The sequence below is a fragment of the Mesorhizobium sp. WSM4806 genome, assembly GCF_055811635.1.
The window spans coordinates 25,747-47,295 of record NZ_JBVVQZ010000031.1; the positions used below are offsets into that span (position 1 = coordinate 25,747).

General features: G+C 63.8%; 14 protein-coding genes. 6 read left to right on the forward strand and 8 right to left on the reverse strand.

Features of this window, described 5'->3' with window-relative positions:
- Positions 1-354 precede the first annotated feature (354 nt).
- The 6 genes from AC0L2M_RS32420 to hutI all read right to left on the reverse strand — a co-directional run bounded on the left by AC0L2M_RS32420 (position 355) and on the right by hutI (position 15,119).
- Positions 355-8,913: a glycoside hydrolase family 94 protein gene (locus AC0L2M_RS32420; RefSeq protein ID WP_473536983.1), complete on the reverse strand. Its 8,559-nt coding sequence runs from the start codon at positions 8,911-8,913 to the stop codon at positions 355-357.
- Positions 8,914-9,158: 245 nt separating this feature from the next.
- A complete protein-coding gene (locus AC0L2M_RS32425; RefSeq protein WP_128247822.1) occupies positions 9,159-9,749 on the reverse strand; it encodes a HutD/Ves family protein in 591 nt (196 codons plus the stop codon).
- Positions 9,750-9,757: 8 nt separating this feature from the next.
- Entirely contained in the window at positions 9,758-11,428 is a 1,671-nt protein-coding gene (hutU, locus tag AC0L2M_RS32430; RefSeq protein WP_128247823.1) for a urocanate hydratase, read from the reverse strand.
- Positions 11,429-11,468: 40 nt separating this feature from the next.
- Positions 11,469-12,287, reverse strand: coding sequence for an N-formylglutamate deformylase (gene hutG / locus AC0L2M_RS32435; RefSeq protein ID WP_473536985.1), 819 nt, complete (start codon positions 12,285-12,287; stop codon positions 11,469-11,471).
- 64 nt (positions 12,288-12,351) lie between these two features.
- A complete protein-coding gene (gene hutH / locus AC0L2M_RS32440; RefSeq protein ID WP_036262624.1) occupies positions 12,352-13,887 on the reverse strand; it encodes a histidine ammonia-lyase in 1,536 nt (511 codons plus the stop codon).
- Positions 13,884-15,119 (reverse strand): imidazolonepropionase, encoded by a 1,236-nt coding sequence (hutI, locus tag AC0L2M_RS32445; protein ID WP_473536986.1) that lies wholly within the window; start codon positions 15,117-15,119, stop codon positions 13,884-13,886. The genes hutH and hutI overlap by 4 nt, the downstream gene beginning before the upstream one ends.
- Positions 15,120-15,217: 98 nt before the next feature.
- On the opposite strand from hutI, the gene AC0L2M_RS32450 reads away from it, so the two are divergent.
- Positions 15,218-16,570, forward strand: coding sequence for a formimidoylglutamate deiminase (locus AC0L2M_RS32450; protein ID WP_023803208.1), 1,353 nt, complete (start codon positions 15,218-15,220; stop codon positions 16,568-16,570).
- Positions 16,567-17,313 (forward strand): histidine utilization repressor, encoded by a 747-nt coding sequence (gene hutC, locus AC0L2M_RS32455; protein WP_473536987.1) that lies wholly within the window; start codon positions 16,567-16,569, stop codon positions 17,311-17,313. Before AC0L2M_RS32450 ends, hutC begins: the two co-directional genes overlap by 4 nt.
- A 46-nt stretch (positions 17,314-17,359) precedes the next feature.
- On the opposite strand, the gene AC0L2M_RS32460 is transcribed toward hutC, so the two are convergent.
- Positions 17,360-17,704: a RidA family protein gene (locus tag AC0L2M_RS32460; protein ID WP_023803210.1), complete on the reverse strand. Its 345-nt coding sequence runs from the start codon at positions 17,702-17,704 to the stop codon at positions 17,360-17,362.
- A 222-nt stretch (positions 17,705-17,926) separates the two neighbouring features.
- Between AC0L2M_RS32460 and aztA the strand changes: the two genes are divergently transcribed.
- The 4 genes from aztA to AC0L2M_RS32480 all read left to right on the forward strand — a co-directional run bounded on the left by aztA (position 17,927) and on the right by AC0L2M_RS32480 (position 21,064).
- Positions 17,927-18,751: a zinc ABC transporter ATP-binding protein AztA gene (gene aztA, locus AC0L2M_RS32465; RefSeq protein ID WP_023803211.1), complete on the forward strand. Its 825-nt coding sequence runs from the start codon at positions 17,927-17,929 to the stop codon at positions 18,749-18,751.
- A complete protein-coding gene (gene aztB / locus AC0L2M_RS32470; RefSeq protein ID WP_023803212.1) occupies positions 18,751-19,626 on the forward strand; it encodes a zinc ABC transporter permease AztB in 876 nt (291 codons plus the stop codon). The genes aztA and aztB overlap by 1 nt, the downstream gene beginning before the upstream one ends.
- A 19-nt stretch (positions 19,627-19,645) precedes the next feature.
- Entirely contained in the window at positions 19,646-20,578 is a 933-nt protein-coding gene (gene aztC, locus AC0L2M_RS32475; protein ID WP_128170250.1) for a zinc ABC transporter substrate-binding protein AztC, read from the forward strand.
- 147 nt (positions 20,579-20,725) lie between these two features.
- Positions 20,726-21,064, forward strand: a complete 339-nt coding sequence (locus tag AC0L2M_RS32480) for a protein tyrosine phosphatase family protein (protein ID WP_287257746.1) — start codon at positions 20,726-20,728, stop codon at positions 21,062-21,064.
- Here the strand turns inward: AC0L2M_RS32480 and AC0L2M_RS32485 are convergent.
- Positions 21,061-21,528 (reverse strand): Lrp/AsnC family transcriptional regulator, encoded by a 468-nt coding sequence (locus tag AC0L2M_RS32485; protein ID WP_023803215.1) that lies wholly within the window; start codon positions 21,526-21,528, stop codon positions 21,061-21,063. The genes AC0L2M_RS32480 and AC0L2M_RS32485 overlap by 4 nt on opposite strands.
- Positions 21,529-21,549: the final 21 nt, after the last annotated feature.

Sequence of the window (21,549 nt, forward strand, 5' to 3'; positions counted from 1 at the left end):
TACTCCGGCAAATTGTTATTGTGCACTGCATCATTTTCTGACTCGTACTCGTTGACGTGTCGCGAAACAATGCCCTCGTACCCCTTCAGTTCCCAATTCGCGAACAAAAGATGGCGACGCTGCGAAATCTGTCGTGATCACCTAACGGTTTGAGAAAAAAGGTAAAATGTCAGCCTTGCGGCAAAATCGTGGCAGGCCGGAAGCACTGCCGAAATTTTAATCAGCAACTTGGCATGTACGAATCCCAAAAGCCTGCATCGGCTTTTGGGACATCTCATGCGCAATAGAATTGCTCGAGCAACTTTAAATAACGCACATCCTCAAGATGTACAAAGACGCTCCAAATCCTTGAAGCTACGCCGGTATCCTGACGACCAGATCGGCCTTGTCGCCGGCTTTCGGTTCGAAAGACGAAGCCTTCGTCTTTTTACCATTTACCTCGAGCGAGACGGCTTTGGCCTTCTTGTCGCGGACAACCTGAACCCTGAGCTCGGCCCCCAGCACCTTGAGCGTTGCCGCATAGCCATCCCAATGGCTGGGCAGTTTCGGCCTGAACTGGATGCGCTCGCCCCTGCGCTCGATGCCGAGGATGCCTTCGACCGCCGCGCGATAAAGCCACCCGGCCGAGCCGGTATACCAGGTCCAGCCGCCGCGGCCGCCCTTGCCTTGCCCGGCGTAGACGTCCGCCGCGACGACGTAAGGCTCGACGCGGTAGTGCTCGGCAGCGGCCTCGTCGAGCGCATGGTTGACCGGGTTGAGCATCGAGAAGCAGCGGTAGGCGTCGTCGACGCGCCCCATTTCGGCGAGCGCAATGACGAACCATGTCGCTGCGTGGGTGTACTGGCCGCCGTTTTCACGGACACCCGGCGGGTAGCTCTTGATGTAGCCTGGGTTCTGTTCCGTCCTGGAAAAGGGAGGGGTGAAAAGCTTTACGATGTTGAGCTCGTCGTCGACGAGCATTTTCATCGCCTGCTGCATCGCCGTCGTCGATCGCGCCGGATCGCCCTCGCCCGACAGCACGCTCCACGACTGGGCAATCGAGTCGATCTTGCATTCCTGCGAGCCGCGCGACCCCAGCGGCGTGCCGTCGTCGAAGCTGCCGCGACGGTACCATTCACCGTCCCAGGCCGTGCTTTCCAGCGCCCGCTTCAGCACGCCGGCGTGTTTTGTCCAGGCTTGCGCATGCTTGGCGTCGCCTTCCGCCTTGGCGACAGCTGCAAAGTCGCCCAGCGTTTTCAGCAGGAACCAACCCAGCCAGACGCTCTCGCCCTTACCGTGCTCGCCGACACGGTTCATGCCGTCGTTCCAGTCACCGCCGAGGATCAGCGGCAGTCCGGCGGGGCTGCTGCGCTTGATGGCAAGGTCAAGTGCGCGCGCACAATGATCATAGAGTGAAGCGGTCTTCTTCGATATCTCCGGCGTGAAAAAGGCGTCGTGCTCACCTTCTTCCAGCGACGGCCCTTCGATGAAGGGCAATTGTTCCCTGAGGATCGCGGTATCGCCGGTCACCAGCAAGTAGTGTGCCGTGGCGTGGGCGAGCCAGACCACGTCGTCGGAAATCATGGTGCGGACGCCTGCCTCGGTTCGCGGCAGCCACCAATGCTGCACGTCGCCTTCGGGGAATTGCCGCCGCGCCGCGTTGAGGATCTGGTCGCGCGCCAGTTTCGGATCATGGAGAAGCAGGGCCAGCGTGTCCTGCAACTGGTCGCGGAAGCCAAAGGCGCCGCTCGCCTGGTAAAACGCCGAGCGGGCGCGGATGCGGCAGGCAAGGCTCTGATAGGGCAGCCAGTGGTTGACCATCGCGTTGAGCGCCCTGTCCGGCGTCTCGACCTGGATGGTGTCGAGAAACCCTCGCCAGGTGCGTTCGTTGTCAGTCAGCCGCTGATCGAAATCCTTGCTGCCATGATGCTGTACCAGCGCGCTGGCTTCCTCGGCAGAGGCTGCATCGCCGAGCAGCCAGAGCAGCGTCACGTCGCCGCCGGCAGGGATGTCGACGTCGCGTGCAATTGCCGCACAAGGATCGTCGCCCGCCTCGACGCGGCCCGACAGGCTTGCGCCGCTGAGCACGGCTTGCGGGAGTTCGCTGGTACCGTTTCGGCCGATGAACTCGCCGCGGTCGGCCGTCACCGAGTGTGCCGCGCCGTCGGCGGCCAGGAAGGCGACCCGCTCGCTGAAATCGAGCCCGTAGGGATTTTGCGCCAGCAACGCGCCCGTCGCAGCATCCCTCGAGGGAACGATGGTCGCCGCCGTGCGCGAACGATGGCTGCCAAGAACCCATTCCGCATAGGCATAGACGCGCAGGCGCGCCGGCCCCGAACCGGAATTCTGGATGCGCAACCGGGAGATTTTCACCGGATCGACGGAATCCACCACATGGGTAAGGTCCATCGACAGCGGCCCGCGCTTCGAACGGAAGGTCGAAAACCCCTGCCCGTGCCATGTTTCGTAGGTCATGGCGGGATCGCGGACCACGGCGGCCAGCGGCGAGAACGCCCGGCCGCTGGCATGATCGTAGATATAGATGCCCTCGCCTGGCCGGTTGGTGACCGGGTCGTTCGCCCACGGCGTCAGTTGATAGTCGCGGCTGTTTCGGCTCCAGCTGAAGGCAGCGCCCTCAGCCGAAACGTGGAAACCGAACGAGGCGTTGGAGACGACGTTGATCCAGGGCTGCGGCGTCGTGCGGCGGCCAGCAAGGCGCACGACATAGTGGCGTCCGTCGCCCTCGAAACCGCCAAAACCGTTCCACTGGTTAAGCCCGCTGCCGTCGGCACTGCCGTCGAACGAGGCTTGGGCCCACGTCTGTGGCGCCGGCGGAGACGGTTCACGAAGCGCTGCTGCACCCGCCGGCTGCAAGGCGTCCCGCGCTTGCAGCGCAGCGGCCTCGGCGCGCTCGATCTGATCGAAGATAGTGCCGTTGCGCGTGTGCAGAACGACGCGAGCAGTGGCCAGCAGCGTCTTGTAGGTCGCCTCGTCCATGAGGTCGCGGCGCACCGCGAAGATGTGCTGGCGGGGTCCTAGCTCCTTGCCGCGCAGGCGGCTGTTTTCGCACAGCGTCTCGACCGCCCGTTGCAGGTCCTGCACGTAGGACGAAGCCTGCTCGTTGATGACGACAAAGTCGATCATCATGCCTCGGGCGCGCATGTATTCCTGGAAGCGGAGCGCCTGAGCAACGATTTCGAGATCGGCGACATCGCCGATCCTGACCAGGAAAATCGGAAAGTCGCCGGATATGCTGGTCGGCCATAGGCCCGATTGCCTACCGAGCCCGGAAGCGATCGATTCGGCCGGAAGCCGCAGGAACGGATCCGGATAGATCAGGTAGCGCGCCAGATTCTGCACATTGGCGGCATCGGCAAGGCTGAGACCGAGATGCCGGGTCTGCACCTGTGAGCGGGTCCAGGCGAGCATCGCCTGGCGCGCGAAGGCTTCCGGATGATCAAGCCGCGCAATGGCTTCTTCGAGTTCGGCACGGTTGGCGCCGACGGCAGTCCAGAAGGTCAGCGCTATCTTCTTGTTGGCCGGCACGCGCACCTGTCGGCGAAGTGCCGCGACCGGATCCAGCGTGAAGCCGGAATGGCCGCCAAGCTTGGCGCCGGGATCGAAGGCGGCGGCCTCGGTAATGGTGCGGCCGCGGCCTATGAAGGCGCGCCGGTCGGTTTCGGCCTCGGCGTCGCGCGTCGACCCAGACGGGTCGGTGACGAAATGCACCATGGCGACATCAGGCTCGTCCGTTTCCCGCTTACGTCTGGTGGCGAAGATCGCTGCGTTATTCGCAGCGATTTCGGTTTCCACGAACATTTTCGAGAACGCCGGATGCGCGTTGTCGGATGCTTCGGAGCCCAGCACCAGTTCAGCGAACGAGGTCACTTCGATATGCCGGTCGACCGGGCCGTCATTGTAGAGCGTCACCCGCCGGCCTTCGCCATTTCCTTCCGAAATGACGATGCATTCGACCTCCGAACGCAGTGATCCCACTGACTTGACGAAGCTCGCCTTGTCGTCGGAGAACAGCGTCCGCACCTCTTCGTGGGTGGCACGCTTCGGCTCGGCGGTGGCCGACCACCAGTCGCCGGTGCCGGAGTCGCGCAGGAAGATGTAGGAGCCAAGCCGATCCTCGGTCGGGTCCGGCTGCCAGCGCGTGACGGCAAGCTCGCCCCAGCGACTATAGCCGGAGCCGGTCGCGGTAACCATGACCGAGTAGCGGCCATTGGACATGACGCTGGTCGAACGCAGCGCCTTGAGCGGGTTGAGCACGATGCGCGTATCGGGGCTTTCGGCTTCCGTTTCGTCCTTCGACCGTTCGTCGGCCTCGGTCCTGACGGTGGCGGTCGGGATGTCGCGCGGCGCTCTTTCCTGCAGCAGCAACTCGGCCGACTCGATCACCGGATCGCTGTGGAAGCGGTCGCGCAGGCGTCCTTCGAAGATGGCGTCGGCGACGGCGGCGATCGACATGCCGGAATGGTGGGCCATGTAGTTCAGCACGACGACATGGTCGGTGCCCTCCGGCACGCGTTGCGGCGTGAAATCGACCGCATCGTAGAAGCCGTGCCGGCCAAGGGCGCCGAGCCGCCGCAGCCTGGCCAGGTTCTGCACCGATTCACGCGGGGTGAACTGCGCCGCCAGCACGGTCGCATAAGGGGCAATCACCGTGTTCTGGCCGAGACCTCGCTTCAGGCCCAGCCCGGGCACGCCGAAATTGGTGTACTGGTAGGTCAGTTCGCGATCGCGGGCGTTGTAGGCCGCTTCCGAAATCCCCCAAGGCACGTCCTTCGAGCGGCCGTACTGGATCTGGCGCTTGATGATGAGCTTGCTGGTCTGGTTAAGGATGCTGCCTTGCGGCTCCTTCATCACCAGCGGCGGCATCAAATACTCGAACATCGAGCCGGACCAGGACATCAGCGCGCCCTTGAACCCGATCTCGACGATCGGCCGGCCGAGGTGGAACCAGTGCTCCGTCGGCAGATCGCCCTTAGCTATGGCGAACAGGCTGGTCAGCCGCGCCTCGGAAGCCAGCAGGTCGTAGCAGCTTTCGTCGAGCTGATGCTCCTCGACCCGGTAGCCGATCGACAGAAGCTTGCGTTCCTTGCGCATGAGGAAGGAGAAATCCATCTCGAAGGCAAAGCGGCGCGTACGCTCGCGCAACGACAGAAGCTTGGCCCGCAGCGCCTCGACGGCAGTGTCGTCGCTATGCGCGTCATGGACATGCGCTTCGCAGGTGGCTTCCAGTCTCGCCGCCCAGTCGGCGATGGTGTCGCTCTGCGTCGATGCGGCCTCAGTATGGATGGCGATGGCGAGCTTGCGGATCTCGCCGGCCAGAACGGCCAGATTGATGGTGCGGATCGAAGCCATCTCGGGCTGTGCCTTGATCGATTCGACCGCGCGTCGCATGCCATCGAGGCGATCGGCAAGTCGCTGGCGCAACGGCCGCAACTGACGGCGGTCGTCAGGCAACTCCGCCAGGCTTTCGTCGAGGATCGTCACCGTATCGAGGATACCCTCGAAGTCGCCCTGAAGGTGGACTGCAGGCGCTTCCGCCCATTCGGCACAGGCTGCCGCCACCGCCACCAGATGGCCGGCGAGATTGCCGCTATCGACAGCGGAAATATACAGCGGATAGAGCGGCTTCAGCGTCGTCGTGTCATACCAGTTGAAGAGATGGCCGCGCTCACGCGGCATGCTCTCGATAGTCGACATCGTCGCGTCGATGCGGGTGGTGGCGTCGGACAGGCTGATCCAGCCGAAATCGCGCGCCGAAACAACTGACAGGAGATAGACGCCGATATTGGTCGGTGAGGTGCGGGGGGCCACGACAGGCGCCGGGCTTTCCTGGAAATTGTCGGGCGGCAGATTGTGATGCTCGGCCGTCACGAAGGTCTCGAAATAATGCCATGTGCGCCGCGCAATCGTGCGCAGCACATGGATGTCCGCCGCCGATATGCGCAAACGGTCCTCGGTTTCGGCCGAGCGGCTGATAAAGAAGGCGAAGGCCGGCGAGCCGATCCAGAACAGCGCGAAGAAGAAGGCGACGAAAGCTCCGGTGGAATCGGCCACAACAGGGATGGCGAGGCCGACGACGCCGACGATCACAGCGCCGTACATCATGCCGTAATAGGAGCCGAGATCGTTGTCGCCGATCTTGTGAGCCTGCGAGGCAGTGCGCCATTCGAGCATGTTCTTCCGGCTGACGAACAGGCGGTAGAGCGTGCGAATGATGGCATCGCCCATCATCCAGGCCAGATGCGCCATCAGCACGATCTTCAGAGCCACCAGGGCGGTGCCGAAGACGACGTCGCGCGCCAGCGCCGAGAAATGACCGCGCGGCGTCTGGTCGCCGCTTTTCGGCAGGATGGCGTGGACGATGTCGAATGTGGGCGCCATGAAAAGTGTGAGGATCAGCAGCGCCTGCCATTGCGCCGCCTGGGTGAAGGGCAGCAGCGTCCAGCCGGCGATCGCGGCCATCACCCAGAAGATCGGCGTCAGCGACCGGCGCAGATTGTCGACCATCTTCCAGCGCGACAGCGCCGGCACGCCGGAACGCGGATTGAGAATGAAGCCCAGAAGCTGCCAGTCGCCGCGCGCCCAGCGATGGTGGCGCGACGCGTCGACCGAATAGCGGGTCGGATAGTCCTCGACCAGTTCGACGTCGGTGACCAGTGCCGCGCGCGCCAACGCGCCTTCGAGCAGATCGTGGCTGAGCACGGTGTTTTCTTCGATGCGGCCCTTCAGCGCCGCCTCAAAGGCGTCGACGTGATAGAGCCCCTTGCCGGTGAAGGAGCCGTCGCCGAAGACGTCCTGGTAGATGTCCGAGACGGCAAATACGTAGGGATCGAGGCCGCGATTGGCAGAAAAGACCCGCTGAAAGAAGGATGCGTCGTCGCCGCTGGTCAGCGGAGCGGTGATGCGCGGCTGCAGGATGGTGTAGCCGGCGGTGACGACGCGCTTTGCCGCATCGTAATGCGGGCGGTTGAGCGGATGGCAAAGCTTTCCAGCCAAACTGGCGACGGCATCGCGGGTGGTGCGCGTATCGGCATCCAGCGTCATCACATGGATGACCTTTTCCGGCAACGGCACGTCCAGCGGCAGAAAGGTGGTGTCGCTGTCGCCACGCAGCAGAAGATTCAGTTCGTGGAGCTTGCCGCGCTTGCGTTCCCAGCCCATCCAGGCGCCCTGGGATTCATTGTAGAGCCGCCGGCGGTGCAGGACATAGAAACGCGGCGCGCCTTCGCTGGGATATCGGGCGTTCAGCCGCGCGATCTCGTCGCGAGCATATTGGAGGATCTCGATATCCGCCGCATCGATTTCGGTTTTGCTGTCCGGCCAGTCCGAAAGCAGAGCGAAATGGATTTCGTCCGCCGTGTTGGCCAGGTGGTGCACTTCGATGTTGCGGATGTTCTCCTCGACGTCGTCGCGCGAGCCGATCAGCGACGGCACCACCACCAGCGTGCGCGCCTCGGGCGGCATGCCGCGTTTATAGTCGTAGCCGACGAGGCGCGTCGGCTTCAGGAACAACGATACGACGGTGTTGAAGAAGGCAAGCGCGCCTTCGCTGGCCGGCACGGCAAACAGCGCCAGCATCAGGACGATCGACGGTATGGACAGGCCGAGACTGGCAAGGGCGTTGCCGGAGAGGACAAGAAGCAGGACCGTCAGCGCGAACACCGGCACGACAATGCCCAGCCATCCGGTCTTGTGGAACGCCCGTTTGATCGTGACGCTGACCGTCGGCCGATAGCCGATCGCCTTTTCCAGTTCCAGCCGGCGCGGACCGACCAGAAAGAACCCGACGTCGGTGTGAGCGGTCGGACCGGTGACGGTGGTATCGGCGACAGCGGCATGGCCGGCGAGTTCGATCGCCTTTTCAGCAACGCGGAATTCGGAACGATCGGAGCGGCGCGCCATTTCCTCGATCGCGGTCCGGTACTGGTCGCGCGAGAAGAAATCGAGCGCGGCAAAATCGGTGCGCTCGCGCAGCAAGGTGTCGATGCGGCTGACGTCTTCGAACCAAACCGTCCAGTCGATATCGTTGATGAGCCTGAGGCCGCGGATGATGTTGCCGGTGGTTACGTTGCCGCTGGACAACGTGCGATGCTCGCTGATGATGATTTCCTCGGCATCGGAGCCGGACCTTTCAAGCTCGCCCTCCAGCCATTCCAGCGCCCTGCCGGCATTTTGCGACCCGTCGCGCAGGCGGTAGAGCAATTGGGTGGCAAAGGTGGTGTCTTGTGCATGGGCGACGTAGTTCGACAGGATCGCCTGACGGTCGGCGGTTTCATCGAGTGCCAGCACGCGGTCTGCGACCTCGTTGGCAATCTGGCGCATCTGCCGGGTACGACTGACCCGAACCGCGATCCGGCGAAGATTTTCGATCAAAACGAAGCGCAGCAGCGATGGCAGCGCCCAGAGTTCGCCGATCTTCAGCGGCTCGACGGCCTGAAAGCCTTCGACGATCGCCTTGAACATGGTCGCCGAGACCGAACTGTCCGAATGGGCGACATAGGTCCAGGCCAGCGCAAGGGCGCGCGGCACGCTGGCGCCGTCGGACAGTTTCAGGGTCGGCAACTGACGATAGAAGCGGCGTGGCAGGTCGCGCTTGACCTGGAAGATGGTTTCTTCGACCAGATAATTGTTGTCGAGCAGCCATTGCGCCGCCGGCGTGATCGTCTCGCCTCTCGCCTGCGCGGCATTGGTCGAACGGTAGACTTCGAGAATCTTGCTGGCGCTGTCGCGGACGCGTGGCTGGAAATCGAACGGCTCCAGGCCGAACAGATCCTTGACGTCACCCTTGGCGAGGCTTGCACCCAGCGTGCGCAGGCGCTCTTCCGGCAGGAAATTGGAGCGTATCGGCTCTTCCGTGATGGCCGGAAAGCTCGCGCTTGTCTTTTCCATTTGGGTGGGGTCTGTCTGGATATTCATTGAAAATTCCGCATGGGGGACGCGTTACCGGCGTCACCGCCACGGCAATGTCCCTAGAACCGATTGAAATGGAATTAGTTGCATCGAAACAAGGGCCGAAAGTTTATTTTCGCACCAAGACCTGCAGACGAACCACCTCCCTCCCGCCGGGAGTTGATCGACGGAAGGATTCAGGCTTTTTCGTGATCTGGGCTTGAGCTTACGGCATATTTCGCCGGTGTTGTGATCATGTTTCGAAACAGGCGTTAATCGTTTGCCGAAACGCGATCGATGCGGATCACGAACAGCGTCGCTGGTCGCGCAGGCTCCAGGCGCTGTGACAGAGCGTCGTCCGGCCCGAGCAACAGCGCGTCGCGCGGTCCGATGTGGACAGGCGCCGCGCCGGCCACCGAGATCTCGCCGTCAACACACAGGATGAGGGTCGCATCGGCGGCTGACTGGATGTCCGTCGCGGCTGAAATCACCAGGCGTTCGACGGCATGGGTCATCCGTCCACGCCGTGTCATGACGTTGAGATCGGCGATCGGACCGGCGATCAGCGCCGCTTCCGTCGGCACATCGGCCGGAAAGGAAAGCGGGGCGGACGTTTTGGTCACCGTAGCTGCCGGGCGGCCGGCCAAATCAAGGATGATCCCTTCGCCTTCCAGCACGGCCAAGCTCCGGTCGACTCCGGCAAATTCGGAGAATGACCCACCGCTTTCGACGCGCGCCATGGAGACGCGCCAGTCGAAATCGTCGAGCGCAGCACCTGCGGGCGAGACGGCGATTTCCGTCGTCACCCCGCCGCCGTTCTTCCACGGCATGGACCGGTATTCGGCTGCCCGGAGGATGCGCAAGGCGCGGTTCAGCCGAGGATGCCTGGCAGGTTGAGCTGGTGCTCCCTGGCGCAGTCGATGGCGAGGTCATAGCCGGCATCGGCGTGGCGCATGACGCCGGTTGCGGGGTCATTCCATAGCACCCGCTCCAGGCGTTTGGCCGCTTCGCGTGTGCCGTCGGCAACGATGACCATGCCGGCATGTTGCGAAAAGCCCATGCCGACGCCACCGCCATGATGCAGCGATACCCAGGTTGCGCCGGAGGCGGTGTTGAGCAGCGCATTGAGCAGCGGCCAGTCGGACACGGCGTCCGAGCCGTCCTTCATCGATTCCGTCTCGCGGTTCGGCGAGGCAACCGAGCCTGAATCGAGATGATCGCGGCCGATGACCACCGGCGCCTTGAGCTCGCCTTTCGCCACCATCTCGTTGAAGGCGAGGCCGAGCCGGTGGCGGTCGCCGAGACCAACCCAGCAGATGCGCGCCGGCAGACCCTGGAAGGCGATGCGCTCACGCGCCATGTCGAGCCAGTTGTGCAGGTGGGTGTTGCCGGGTGTCAGCTCGCGCACCTTGGCGTCGGTCTTGTAGATGTCCTCGGCATCGCCGGAGAGGGCTGCCCAGCGAAACGGACCGATCCCGCGACAAAACAGTGGCCGGATATAGGCCGGCACGAAACCCGGGAAGGCAAAGGCATTGTCGAGCCCTTCCTCCTTCGCCACCTGGCGGATGTTGTTGCCATAGTCGAGCGTCGGCACGCCGGCATTCCAGAACGCCACCATCGCCTCGACATGTTCGCGCATCGACGCGCGCGCCGCCTTTTCGACCGCCTTCGGGTCGCTGGTGCGCTTCTCGCGCCATTCGGCGAGCGACCAGCCCTTGGGAAGATAGCCGTTGAGCGGATCATGCGCCGATGTCTGGTCGGTGACCAGGTCGGGGCGCACGCCACGCCGCACCAGTTCCGGCACGATGTCTGCGGTGTTGCCGACCAGGCCGACCGATTTCGCCTCGCCGGCCCTGGTCCAGCGCTCGATCCTTTCCAGTGCCTCGTCGAGCGTGTCGGCGCGTTCGTCGACATAGCGAGTGCGCAGCCGGAAATCGATGCGGTCGGGATCGCATTCGATCGCCAGGCAGCAGGCGCCGGCCATCACCGCGGCCAACGGCTGGGCGCCGCCCATGCCGCCGAGGCCGCCGGTCAGGAGCCATTTGCCCCTGAGATTGCCGTCGTAATGCTGGCGGCCAGCCTCGACGAAGGTCTCGTAGGTGCCCTGCACGATGCCTTGGGTGCCGATGTAGATCCACGAGCCGGCCGTCATCTGGCCGTACATCATCAGGCCCTTCTTATCGAGCTCGTTGAATTTCTCCCATGTCGCCCAGTGCGGCACGAGGTTGGAATTGGCGATCAGCACGCGCGGCGCATCGGTGTGGGTACGAAACACGCCGACCGGCTTGCCCGACTGCACCAGCAGCGTCTCGTCGTCTCCAAGCGTCTTCAGAGAGGCGACGATGCGATCAAAGTCGTTCCAGGTGCGCGCCGCGCGGCCGATGCCGCCATAGACGACCAGTTCGTTGGGGTTTTCGGCGACGTCGGGATCGAGATTGTTCATCAGCATGCGCAACGGCGCTTCAGTCAGCCATGTGCGGGCGTTGAGCTCGCTGCCGCGCGGGCTGCGGACTTCGCGGAGGTTGTGGCGAGGATCGGTCATGGCGTCACTTTTCCTTTCGAATGAGCTGCGCGACGATGCGTCAGCGCCCGGCCCAGGCAATCGCGCTTTCCAGGATCCGCTTCAGTGTGGCGCGGATCGGCGCGGCGAATGCCGGGTCGTAAGGCACCGGCCAATTGTCGGGCGTACCTTTGCCCTCGGGCTCGCGCATATAGCCGCGGTTGGACAGTTCCATCTGCAGCGCATGGACGTTGTTGTGCGGCTGGCCGAAATGGCGCGTGATCCAGCCGCCTTTGAAGCGGCCGTTGACGACAAAACTCTCGCCGGTCTCGGCGAGGATCTGGCCAACCATTGCCTGCAAGCCCGGGTCGGCGCTTTTGCCGTCATTGGTGCCGAGGTTGAACACCGGCAGCGTGCCTTCGAACAGCCGCGGCAGCATCGAGCGGATCGAATGGCAGTCATAGAGGACGATCTTCCGGTGCACGGCGCGCAGCGTGTCGATCTCGGCCTGCATGGCGGCATGGTAAGGCACAAAGTACTTTTCGCGGCGCTCGTCGACCTCCGAGGCATCAGGCTCTTCCCCGACACGATAGAGCGGATCGCCGTCGAAGGTCTCGGTCGGGCACAGGCCGGTGGTTGCCTGGCCGGGATAGAGCGAGACTCCAGACGGATCGCGATTGACGTCGATGACGGTGCGCGAGATCGCGGTATGCACCACCGTCGCGCCGAGGTCTTCGGCAAAGTCATACAGCTTGTCGATCCACCAGTCGGCGTCGCGGCGGCCGAGCCAAGGCGACACCAGCCGGTTCTCAAGGCCGACGAGATCGATGCCGGTGTGCGGGATCGAGACCAGCAGCGGGGCGGTGCCGGGCGTTACAGTGAGCCAGGAGGGTAAAGTCATGAATGGTCTCCCTGCGCCGGCGCTCTACGGCGCGAAGGATCGCGACCTATCGAGGTGTGCGCCCTCACGACGCGATTCCCGGCAGCGCCACCGCGCCCGCTGCCTTCACGGCAGCGCCGCTGCGCACCATGGCGATGGCCTTTTCCATGTCCGGGTGGAAATGCCGGTCATTGTCGAGATGCGGCACTTCGGCCCTGACCAGCCTGCGTACCGCTTCGAGCGGCGCACTCGATGCCAGCGGCGCATGGAAATCGCAGCCCTGCGTGGCGGCCAGCAATTCGATACCGATGACGGCCGTCGCATTCTCGATCATGCCGATCAGCCGGCGCGCGCCATGTGCCGCCATCGAGACGTGGTCTTCCTGATTGGCCGAGGTCGGGATCGAATCGACACTGGCCGGATAGGCCTTTTGCTTGTTTTCCGAGACGAGTGCCGCCGCCGTCACTTGCGGGATCATGAAGCCGGAATTCAAGCCTGGCTTCGGCGTCAGGAAGGCCGGCATGCCCGACAGCGCCGGATCGACCAGCATGGCGATGCGCCGTTCCGACAGCGAGCCGATCTCGCAGACGGCGAGCGCGATCATGTCGGCGGCGAAGGCGACCGGCTCGGCGTGGAAATTGCCGCCGGAAAGTGCTGTGTCGTCCTCGGCGAAGATCAGCGGATTGTCGGTGACGCCGTTGGCCTCGGTGCCCAGCGTGCCGGCGGCCTGGCGCAGCACGCTGAGCGCTGCACCCATCACCTGCGGCTGGCAGCGCAAGCAGTACGGGTCCTGCACGCGTTCGTCTCCGACCCGGTGCGATTCACGGATGGCACTGCCGGCCATCAGGTTGCGCAGCGCCTCTGCCGTCTCGATCTGGCCAGGATGCCTCCTGAGCAGGTGGATGCGCGGATCGAAGGGGGCGTCGGAACCCTTGGCGGCATCGGTCGAGAGCGCACCGGCGACCAGCGCCGACTGGTAGAGCACTTCGGCGTCGAACAAGGCGGCCAACGCATAGGCGGTCGAGAACTGCGTGCCGTTGAGCAGCGCCAACCCTTCCTTGGCGCCAAGCGTGACCGGCTCCAGCCCGTGCGAGACAAAGGCGACCTTGGCCGGGAACCGGCCATGCGGGGTAAAACATTCGCCGACGCCGATCATCACCGCTGTCATGTGCGACAGTGGCGCGAGGTCGCCGGATGCGCCGACCGAGCCTTGCGCCGGCACCACCGGAATGACGTCGTTGGCGAGCATCGCTTCGAGCAGCTCAATGGTCTGCGGCCGCACGCCGGAGGCGCCCTGCGCCAAGCTGGCCAGCTTCAGTGCCATCATCAGCCGGCAAACAGCGACCGGCATCGGTTCGCCGACGCCGGCGGCATGCGACAGCACGATGTTGCGTTGCAGCGTCTCGAGATCGGCGGCGGGGATACGGACGCTGGCCAATTTGCCGAAACCGGTGTTGATGCCATAGACCGGCTCACCCTTGGCGACGATGCGGGCAACGGCCTCGGCGCTGGCCTTGATCTTTGGCCAGCAGGCCGCGTCCAGCTTCGGCATCGCGCCACGATAGATTTCGCGCCAGTCGGCCAGCGTCGTGTTGCCCGGCTTGAGTTTGAGTTCACTCATTGTCCCCTCCAGATGCGGGCATGCAGCGGGTTGAAGCCCATGCGGTAGACGAGCTCGGCCGGGCGCTCGATGTCCCAGATCGCCAGGTCGGCCGATTTCCCAGCCTCCAGCGTGCCGGTTCGTCCGAGCAGTCCGAGCGCGCGGGCGGCCTCGCGGGTGACACCGGCAAGGCATTCGTCAACAGTCAGACCAAACAAAGTCGCCGCCATGTTCATGGTCAGCAGCAGCGAGGTCAGCGGCGAGGTGCCGGGATTGCAGTCGGTGGCGACCGCCATTCTGACGCCGTGCTGGCGAAACAGGCCGATCGGCGGCTTCTTAGTCTCACGGATGAAATAGTATGCGCCGGGCAGGATCGTCGCCACGGTCCCGGCCCTCGCAATCGCCGCCGCACCCGCCTCGTCAGTGTATTCGAGATGGTCGGCCGACAGGGCGCCATAGCGCGCCGCAAGTTCTGCGCCGTGCAGGTTGGACAATTGGTCGGCGTGGAGTTTTACCGGCAGGCCTGCTGCTTTCGCCGCGTCGAACACGCGAGAAATCTGCTCTGGCGAAAAGGCGAGGCCCTCGCAAAAACCATCGACCGCGTCGGCCAGGCCCTCGGCGGTGACGGCCGGCAAAATCTCGTTTGCGACCAGATCGATAAACGAGTCCTTGTCGCCTTTCGCTTCAGGCGGCAGAGCATGCGCGCCGAGGAAGCTCGTTGTAACCGTTACTGGACGGTTTTCGCCCAAGAGCCGCGCGGCGCGCAGCGATTTCTTCTCGTTTTCGAGATCGAGTCCGTAGCCCGACTTGACCTCGATGGTGGTGAGGCCTTCAGCGATCAGCGCGTCGAGGCGCGGCAGCGACTGCGCAACCAATTCCTGCTGGCTGGCAGCGCGCAGCGCCTTGACCGACGAGACGATGCCGCCGCCGGCCCTGGTGACCTCTTCATAGGTGGCGCCGGCCAGCCGCATCTCGAATTCGTTGGCGCGATTGCCGGCGTGGATCAGATGAGTATGGCAGTCGATCAGGCCGGGTGTGATCCAGCGGCCTTCGCAATCGACATTCTCGGCGTTCTGGCTGAAGGCTGCCGGCATGCCGGCTCCCGGGCCGGCATAGACGATCAGGCCATCGCGCGCGGCGATCGCGCCGTCTTCGACGATACCCAGTCCGGCGGCGCTGTCGGCCATGGTCGCCAGACGCGCATTGCGCCAGAGGCGGATCTCCCCTGTCCGGCTTTTGCTCTCTCCAGCCATCATCTTTTCCGTTTCAATCGGCGGTGATTATGTATATACATATTGAAACGCACTGCAAGCGGTATCATTGCACGGGACAAGGGAATCGGAGAGAAAACGTGACTGCGATCTTTGCGGAACAGGCGCTTCTGCCCGACGGCTGGCATTCCAATGCCCGGATCGTCGTCAGTGATGGCCACATCGCCACGGTCGAGCCCAACACCGCATCCCAGCCCGGCGACGAACGCCATGCCATTCTGCTGCCAGGCATGCCGAACCTGCACAGCCACGCCTTCCAGCGCGGCATGGCCGGTCTAGCCGAGCTGCGCGGCCCTTCATCCGACAGTTTCTGGAGCTGGCGCGAGGTGATGTATCGCTTCGCGCTGTCGATGACGCCGGATCAGGTCGAGGCGGTCGCCGCGCAGCTCTATGTCGAGATGCTGGAGGCTGGGTTCTCACGCGTCGGCGAGTTTCACTATCTGCATCACGACCGCGACGGCCAGCCCTACGCCAACGTCGCCGAAATGGCCGACCGCATCACCGCCGCGGCTGCCGACACCGGCATCGGGCTGACGCTGCTGCCGGTCTTCTATGCACATTCCTCTTTCGGCGGCGCAGAGCCGAATGAAGGCCAGCGGCGATTCATCAACGATATGAATCGGTTCTCGCGGCTTGTTGAGAAATGTCACGAAACCGTTCGCACCTTGAATCACGCGGTCGTCGGCATCGCCCCGCACAGTCTGCGCGCCGTGACACCGGAGCAGTTGGAAAACATCGCGACAATGGCACCCGGCGGACCGATCCACATCCACATCGCCGAGCAAGTGAAGGAGGTCGAGGACTGCCTTGCCTGGTCCGGGGCGCGGCCGGTCGAATGGCTGCTCGTCAATGCCAGGGTCGATGGTCGCTGGTGCCTGATCCACGCCACCCACATGACCGAGTCCGAAACGGCGGCCATGGCGAAAAGCGGAGCAATCGCCGGCCTCTGCCCGATCACCGAGGCCAATCTCGGCGACGGCACCTTTGCAGCACCTTTGTTCAAGCAACATGGCGGCCGCTTCGGCGTCGGCTCCGATTCCAACGTGCTGATCGGCCTGCCGGACGAATTGCGGCAGCTCGAATATTCGCAGCGCCTCGCCCACCGTGCCCGCAACCTGCTGGCGGTCGCCGGCGGTTCGACCGGGCGCGCACTGTTCGATGCCGCGCTCGACGGCGGCAGCGCAGCGCTCGGCGCAAGCCCCTCGCGGATCGCCGCCGGCGCCCCAGCCGATTTCATCTCGCTCGATGGCAAGCACCCCTCGCTTGCCGGCAAGACGGGCGATGCAGTGCTCGACACCTGGATCTTCGCCAACGGTTCCAAGGTCGATTGTGTCTGGGTGCATGGCAAGAAACTGGTCAGCAGTGGCAGGCATGCAAGGCGCGATTTTATTGCCGAGCGTTTTCGCACGGTGATGACGGCGCTTTCGGCATGAGCATGATCCAGACAATGGATGCGGACGGCGGCGAGCCCCTCTCGCTGCATCAACGCATCCTGTCCGACATCAGCGAACGAATCCTGTCCGGCGCCTGGGCGCCCGGCCACCGCATCCCGTTCGAGCACGAACTGACGGCCGAGTACAGATGTTCGCGCATGACGGTGAACAAGGCGCTGTCGCAGCTTGCCAAGGCGGGGCTGATAGAGCGCCGCCGCCGCTCTGGCAGCTTTGTCCGGCGGCCGCAGTCGCAAGCCGCGGTGTTGGAAATCCATGACATCAGGATCGAGGTCGAGGCGCTCGGCCTGCCCTATCGCTACGAGCGTGTGGCACGACATAAAAGACGCAGCAGCGCCGAGGATCGCGCCTTGCTGGAACTCGACTGCAACGGGCCGGTGCTGGCGCTGGAATGCCGGCATTTCGCCGGCAAGCGGCCGTTCGCCCACGAACAGCGGCTGATCAACCTGGCCGCTGTGGCCGAGGCCGCCAACGAGGAATTTTTTGCCGTCGCGCCTGGGCCGTGGCTGATCGCCCGCGTGCCATGGAGTGCCGCCGAGCACCGCATCCGCGCCGTCGCCGCCGACAGACACATTGCGACCGCACTCGAAATCGAGTCCGGCGCCCCCTGCCTGGTGGTCGAGCGACGGACATGGAGCGCCGAGCACCCGGTCACCCATGTCCGTTTCACCTATGCGGCCGACAGCCACACGCTGGTCGCGCGGTTCACACCGTCGCAGGGGTAACCCTCCCCCTCGAGGGCCCTCGAGGGGGAGAGTAAAGAGCCGCATCTCAAATGGCGGCGGTAACGATGATCTCGACCAGGTATTCCGGCCCGGCAAGCTTGGCCTCGCCGGTGGCGCGGGCCGGGGTATGGCCCTGTGGCACCCACTTGTCCCATGCCGCGTTCATCTCGGCAAAGGTGCTCATATCGGCCAGCCAGATGATCGCCTGCAGGATCTTGGTCTTGTCGGTGCCGGCCTTGGCCAGCAATTCGTCGATGGCCGCCAGGATGTCCCTGGTCTGGGTGCCGACGTTTCCGCCTGGTTCGCCGACCTGACCAGCCAGATAGACGGTGTTGCCATGGATGACGATCTGGCTCATGCGTGGGCCAACATCGATGCGACGAATGCTCATTGGACGTTTCCTTCCTTTGTGGGTCGCGCCTCTTTAGAGTCACGGTTCGCTGGCGGCAAGGTTGCATGAGCGAATCCTCTTGAGCCAGCAGGCGTGGGGCGAAAATAGGCACACGCAAATTGCTCCGGTCGCCGCAATTCCGCCGGATTGACTTGTTGACTAATGTAATAACATCACATATCCACCCCGCTGCCGTACTAGTGGTGTCCCACGGATCGTCACATGACCAAAACCTGCCTGACATTCCGCGACCTGACGCTGGGCTACAACAGCCATCCGGCGATCCATCATCTCGATGGCACAATCCGCCGCGGGTCGCTGACAGCAGTCGTCGGCGCCAATGGATCGGGCAAGTCGACCCTGATGAAGGGTATCGTCGGCGTGTTGAAGCCGATGGCCGGCACGGTTGTCCGGGCGCCCGGCGTGCGCGCCGCCTATCTGCCGCAACAGTCGGAACTCGACCGCTCCTTTCCCGCCCGGGTCGTTGATCTGGTTTCGCTCGGCCTGTGGCCACGGCGCGGGCTGCTCGGCCGCTACACTAGGGAAGATCGCGAATCGGTCAGCCAGGCGCTGATGGCCGTCGGCCTCGGCGGCTTCGAGAAGCGCCCGATCGACACGCTGTCGGGCGGCCAGCTGCAGCGCACGCTGTTCGCTCGCGTGCTGCTGCAGGACGCCGATCTCATTCTGCTCGACGAACCGTTCAACGCCGTCGATACCAAGACCGTCGGCGATCTGATCGCACTAATCAAGCGCTGGCATGGCGAGGAACGCACGATCCTGGTTGTCGTCCACGATCTGGAACTGGTGCGCCAGAACTTCCCCGAGACGCTGCTGCTGGCGCGCCAGCCAATCGCCTGGGGCGAAACCAGGGAAACACTGCGGCCGGAAAACCTGTTGCGCGCGCGCCGCTTCCACGAAGCCTGGGAGGAGAACGCGCCCTGGTGCGAGCCGGACAAACACGGTGATCACGGTCACGGCCCCGGGCACGACCCTGGGCACAACCATGCGCACGACCATCATCACGGCTCCGGGCCGCGGGCAGCATGATGGACACGCTCTACGGTCTTCTCGTTGCTCCGTTCGCCGAATTCGCCTTCATGCAGCGGGCGCTTGCCGGCTCGCTGATGCTGTCGCTCGGCGCCTGCCCGGTCGGCGTGTTCCTGATGTTGCGGCGCATGAGCCTTTCCGGCGACGCCATGGCCCACGCCATCCTGCCGGGTGCTGCCGCCGGTTTCCTGTTTTATGGGCTGGAAATCCTGCCGATGACCATCGGCGGGCTGATTGCCGGCATCATCGTCGCGCTCGGCGCCGGCGCCGTCTCGCGCTTCACCATCCAGCGCGAGGACGCTTCGATGGCGGCCTTCTACCTGATTTCGCTGGCGATCGGCGTGCTGATGGTGTCGATCCGCGGCTCCAGCGTCGATCTCATGCATGTGCTGTTCGGCACCGTGCTTGCGCTCAACAATGAAGCGCTGACACTGATCGGCGGCATCGTGCTGGTCACGCTGGTCAGCCTCGCCATCTTCTGGCGGGCGCTCGTCGCCGAATGTCTCGACCCGCTGTTCCTGCGTTCGGTCAGCCGGCTGGGCAGCCCGGTGCATTTCATCTTCCTCGGCCTCGTTGTGCTCAACCTGGTCGGCGGCTTCCAGGCGCTCGGCACGCTGCTATCGGTCGGGCTGATGATGCTGCCTGCGGCTGCCGCCCGCTTCTGGACCATGCGCGTCGAGCCGATGTGCGTGCTGGCGGTGCTGATCGGCTTTGCCTCTTGCGTCGCCGGGCTGCTTTTGTCCTACCACGTGTCGCTGCCTTCCGGCCCGGCCATCATCCTGTCGGCCGGCGTTGTCTATTTTGCCTCGATCCTGTTCGGCACGCGCGGCATCCTGCGCGCCCGCATTATCCATCACCGCCACAGAACCGCCTGATCCCAAAGGAGTGCTGTCCATGCTGAAATCGATCCGCGCCGCCCTGGCAGTGGGCGTTATGACATTGTCAGCCTTTGGCGCGTCGTCGGCCCTCGCGGAGCCGTTGAAAGTGGTCGCCAGCTTCACGATCATTGCCGATTTCGCCAAAAATGTCGGCGGCGACCGGATCAATCTGACCACCATCGTCGGGCCGGATGGCGATGCCCATGTCTACGAGCCGAGCCCGGCTGACGCGGTGGCGATGGCGGGTGCGGATGTGGTGCTGGTCAACGGCCTGCATTTCGAAGGCTTTTTGCAGCGCCTGGTCGACGCCAGTGCCTCCAAGGCGACGATCGCCGTTTTGACCAGGGGCGTCACGCCGATCAACTTCAAACCCGAATTCGCCGATGCCGACGCCGCTGAAGGCGCCCATACTAATGGCGAGACCGATCCGCATGCCTTCCAGTCGATCGCCAACGCCAAGATCTATGTGAAGAACATCGCCGATGCCTTCTGCACCGCCGACGCTGGGGGTTGCGACAGCTACAAGGCCAATGCCGCCGCCTATACCGAGAAACTCGACGTGCTTGAGGGCGAAGTGCAGGCGGCGATCCAGTCGATCCCGGAAGAGAAGCGCGTCGTCATCACCTCGCATGACGCCTTCGGCTATTTCGAGAAGGCCTATGGCCTCACCTTCCTGGCGCCCGAAGGGGTGTCGACCGAGTCGGAGCCGTCCGCTGCCGACGTCGCCAAGCTGGTCAGCCAGGTGAAGCAGGACAAGGCGGCGGCGGTCTTCATCGAGAACATCACCAACGCGCGGCTGATCGAGCAGATCGCCAGCGAGACCGGCACCAAGGTTGGCGGCACGCTTTATTCGGATGCGCTGTCGCAACCCGACGGCCCGGCATCGACCTATATCGACCTGATGCACAACAACATCGCCCAGATCAAAGGCGCGATCCTCGGAAGCTGATGCCTTCCTGGCCAGCCGGGCCGCGCCGGCTCTGTTGGATTCTCCGTCGAAAATAACTATCTGCGCAGTGGGATTTCATTCTGCGCGGATTGCCGATCTCGTCGGGGAGTCTTAAAGACTGCGGCCAAACCAGTTTTGCGAGGAAATATGGAATATCGTCAGATCACCGAGGACTATTCGGTCTCCGGCCAGATCCAGCCCGAAGAAGTCGCCGCCATCAAGGCCGCCGGCTTCAAGAGCGTCATCTGCAACCGGCCTGATGACGAGCAGCCCGGCCAGCCTTCGGCGGACACCGTCAAAGCGGCAGTCGAAGCCGCCGGGCTTACCTTTCGCTACATCCCGGTCGTCAGCGGCCAGATCACCGCCCAAAATGTCGAGGACCAGGCTGAGGCGCTCGATGAGCTCGAAGGCCCGGTGTTCGCTTATTGCCGTTCCGGCGCACGCTGCACCAACCTTTTTGGGCTGATCCAGCAGTCGAAGGGCTAAATCGGCAGCGCGCCGGTTTCCTTCAGCGTTTCCAGCACGATCGCCGTCTTCACATGCTGCACGGATTCGTGCGGCAGGAGCACGCCGTTGACGAATTCCGACAGCGATTTCAGGTCGGGCGTCACCACTTTCAGGATGTAATCCATCTCGCCGGTCAGCGCGTGCGCCTCCTGCACCTGCGGCAACCGCGCCACCAACTCGCCGAAGCGCCGCGCATTGTCACGGTTGTGGGTGGCGAGCGTCACCGAGATGACGTTGACCAGTGAGAAGCCGAGCTTGTCGCGGTCGAGCACCGCGCGATAGCCCCTGATATAGCCGTCCTCCTCCAGCCTCTGGCGGCGGCGCGAACATTGCGACGCCGACAGGTTCACCCGTTCCGACAAATCGTTGTTGGTCAGCCGTGCGTCGCCCTGCAAGAGAGCCATTATCTTGCGGTCAAACTGGTCTATGCGCGCCTCATCCATGATTTTTTCATCCACCATGCA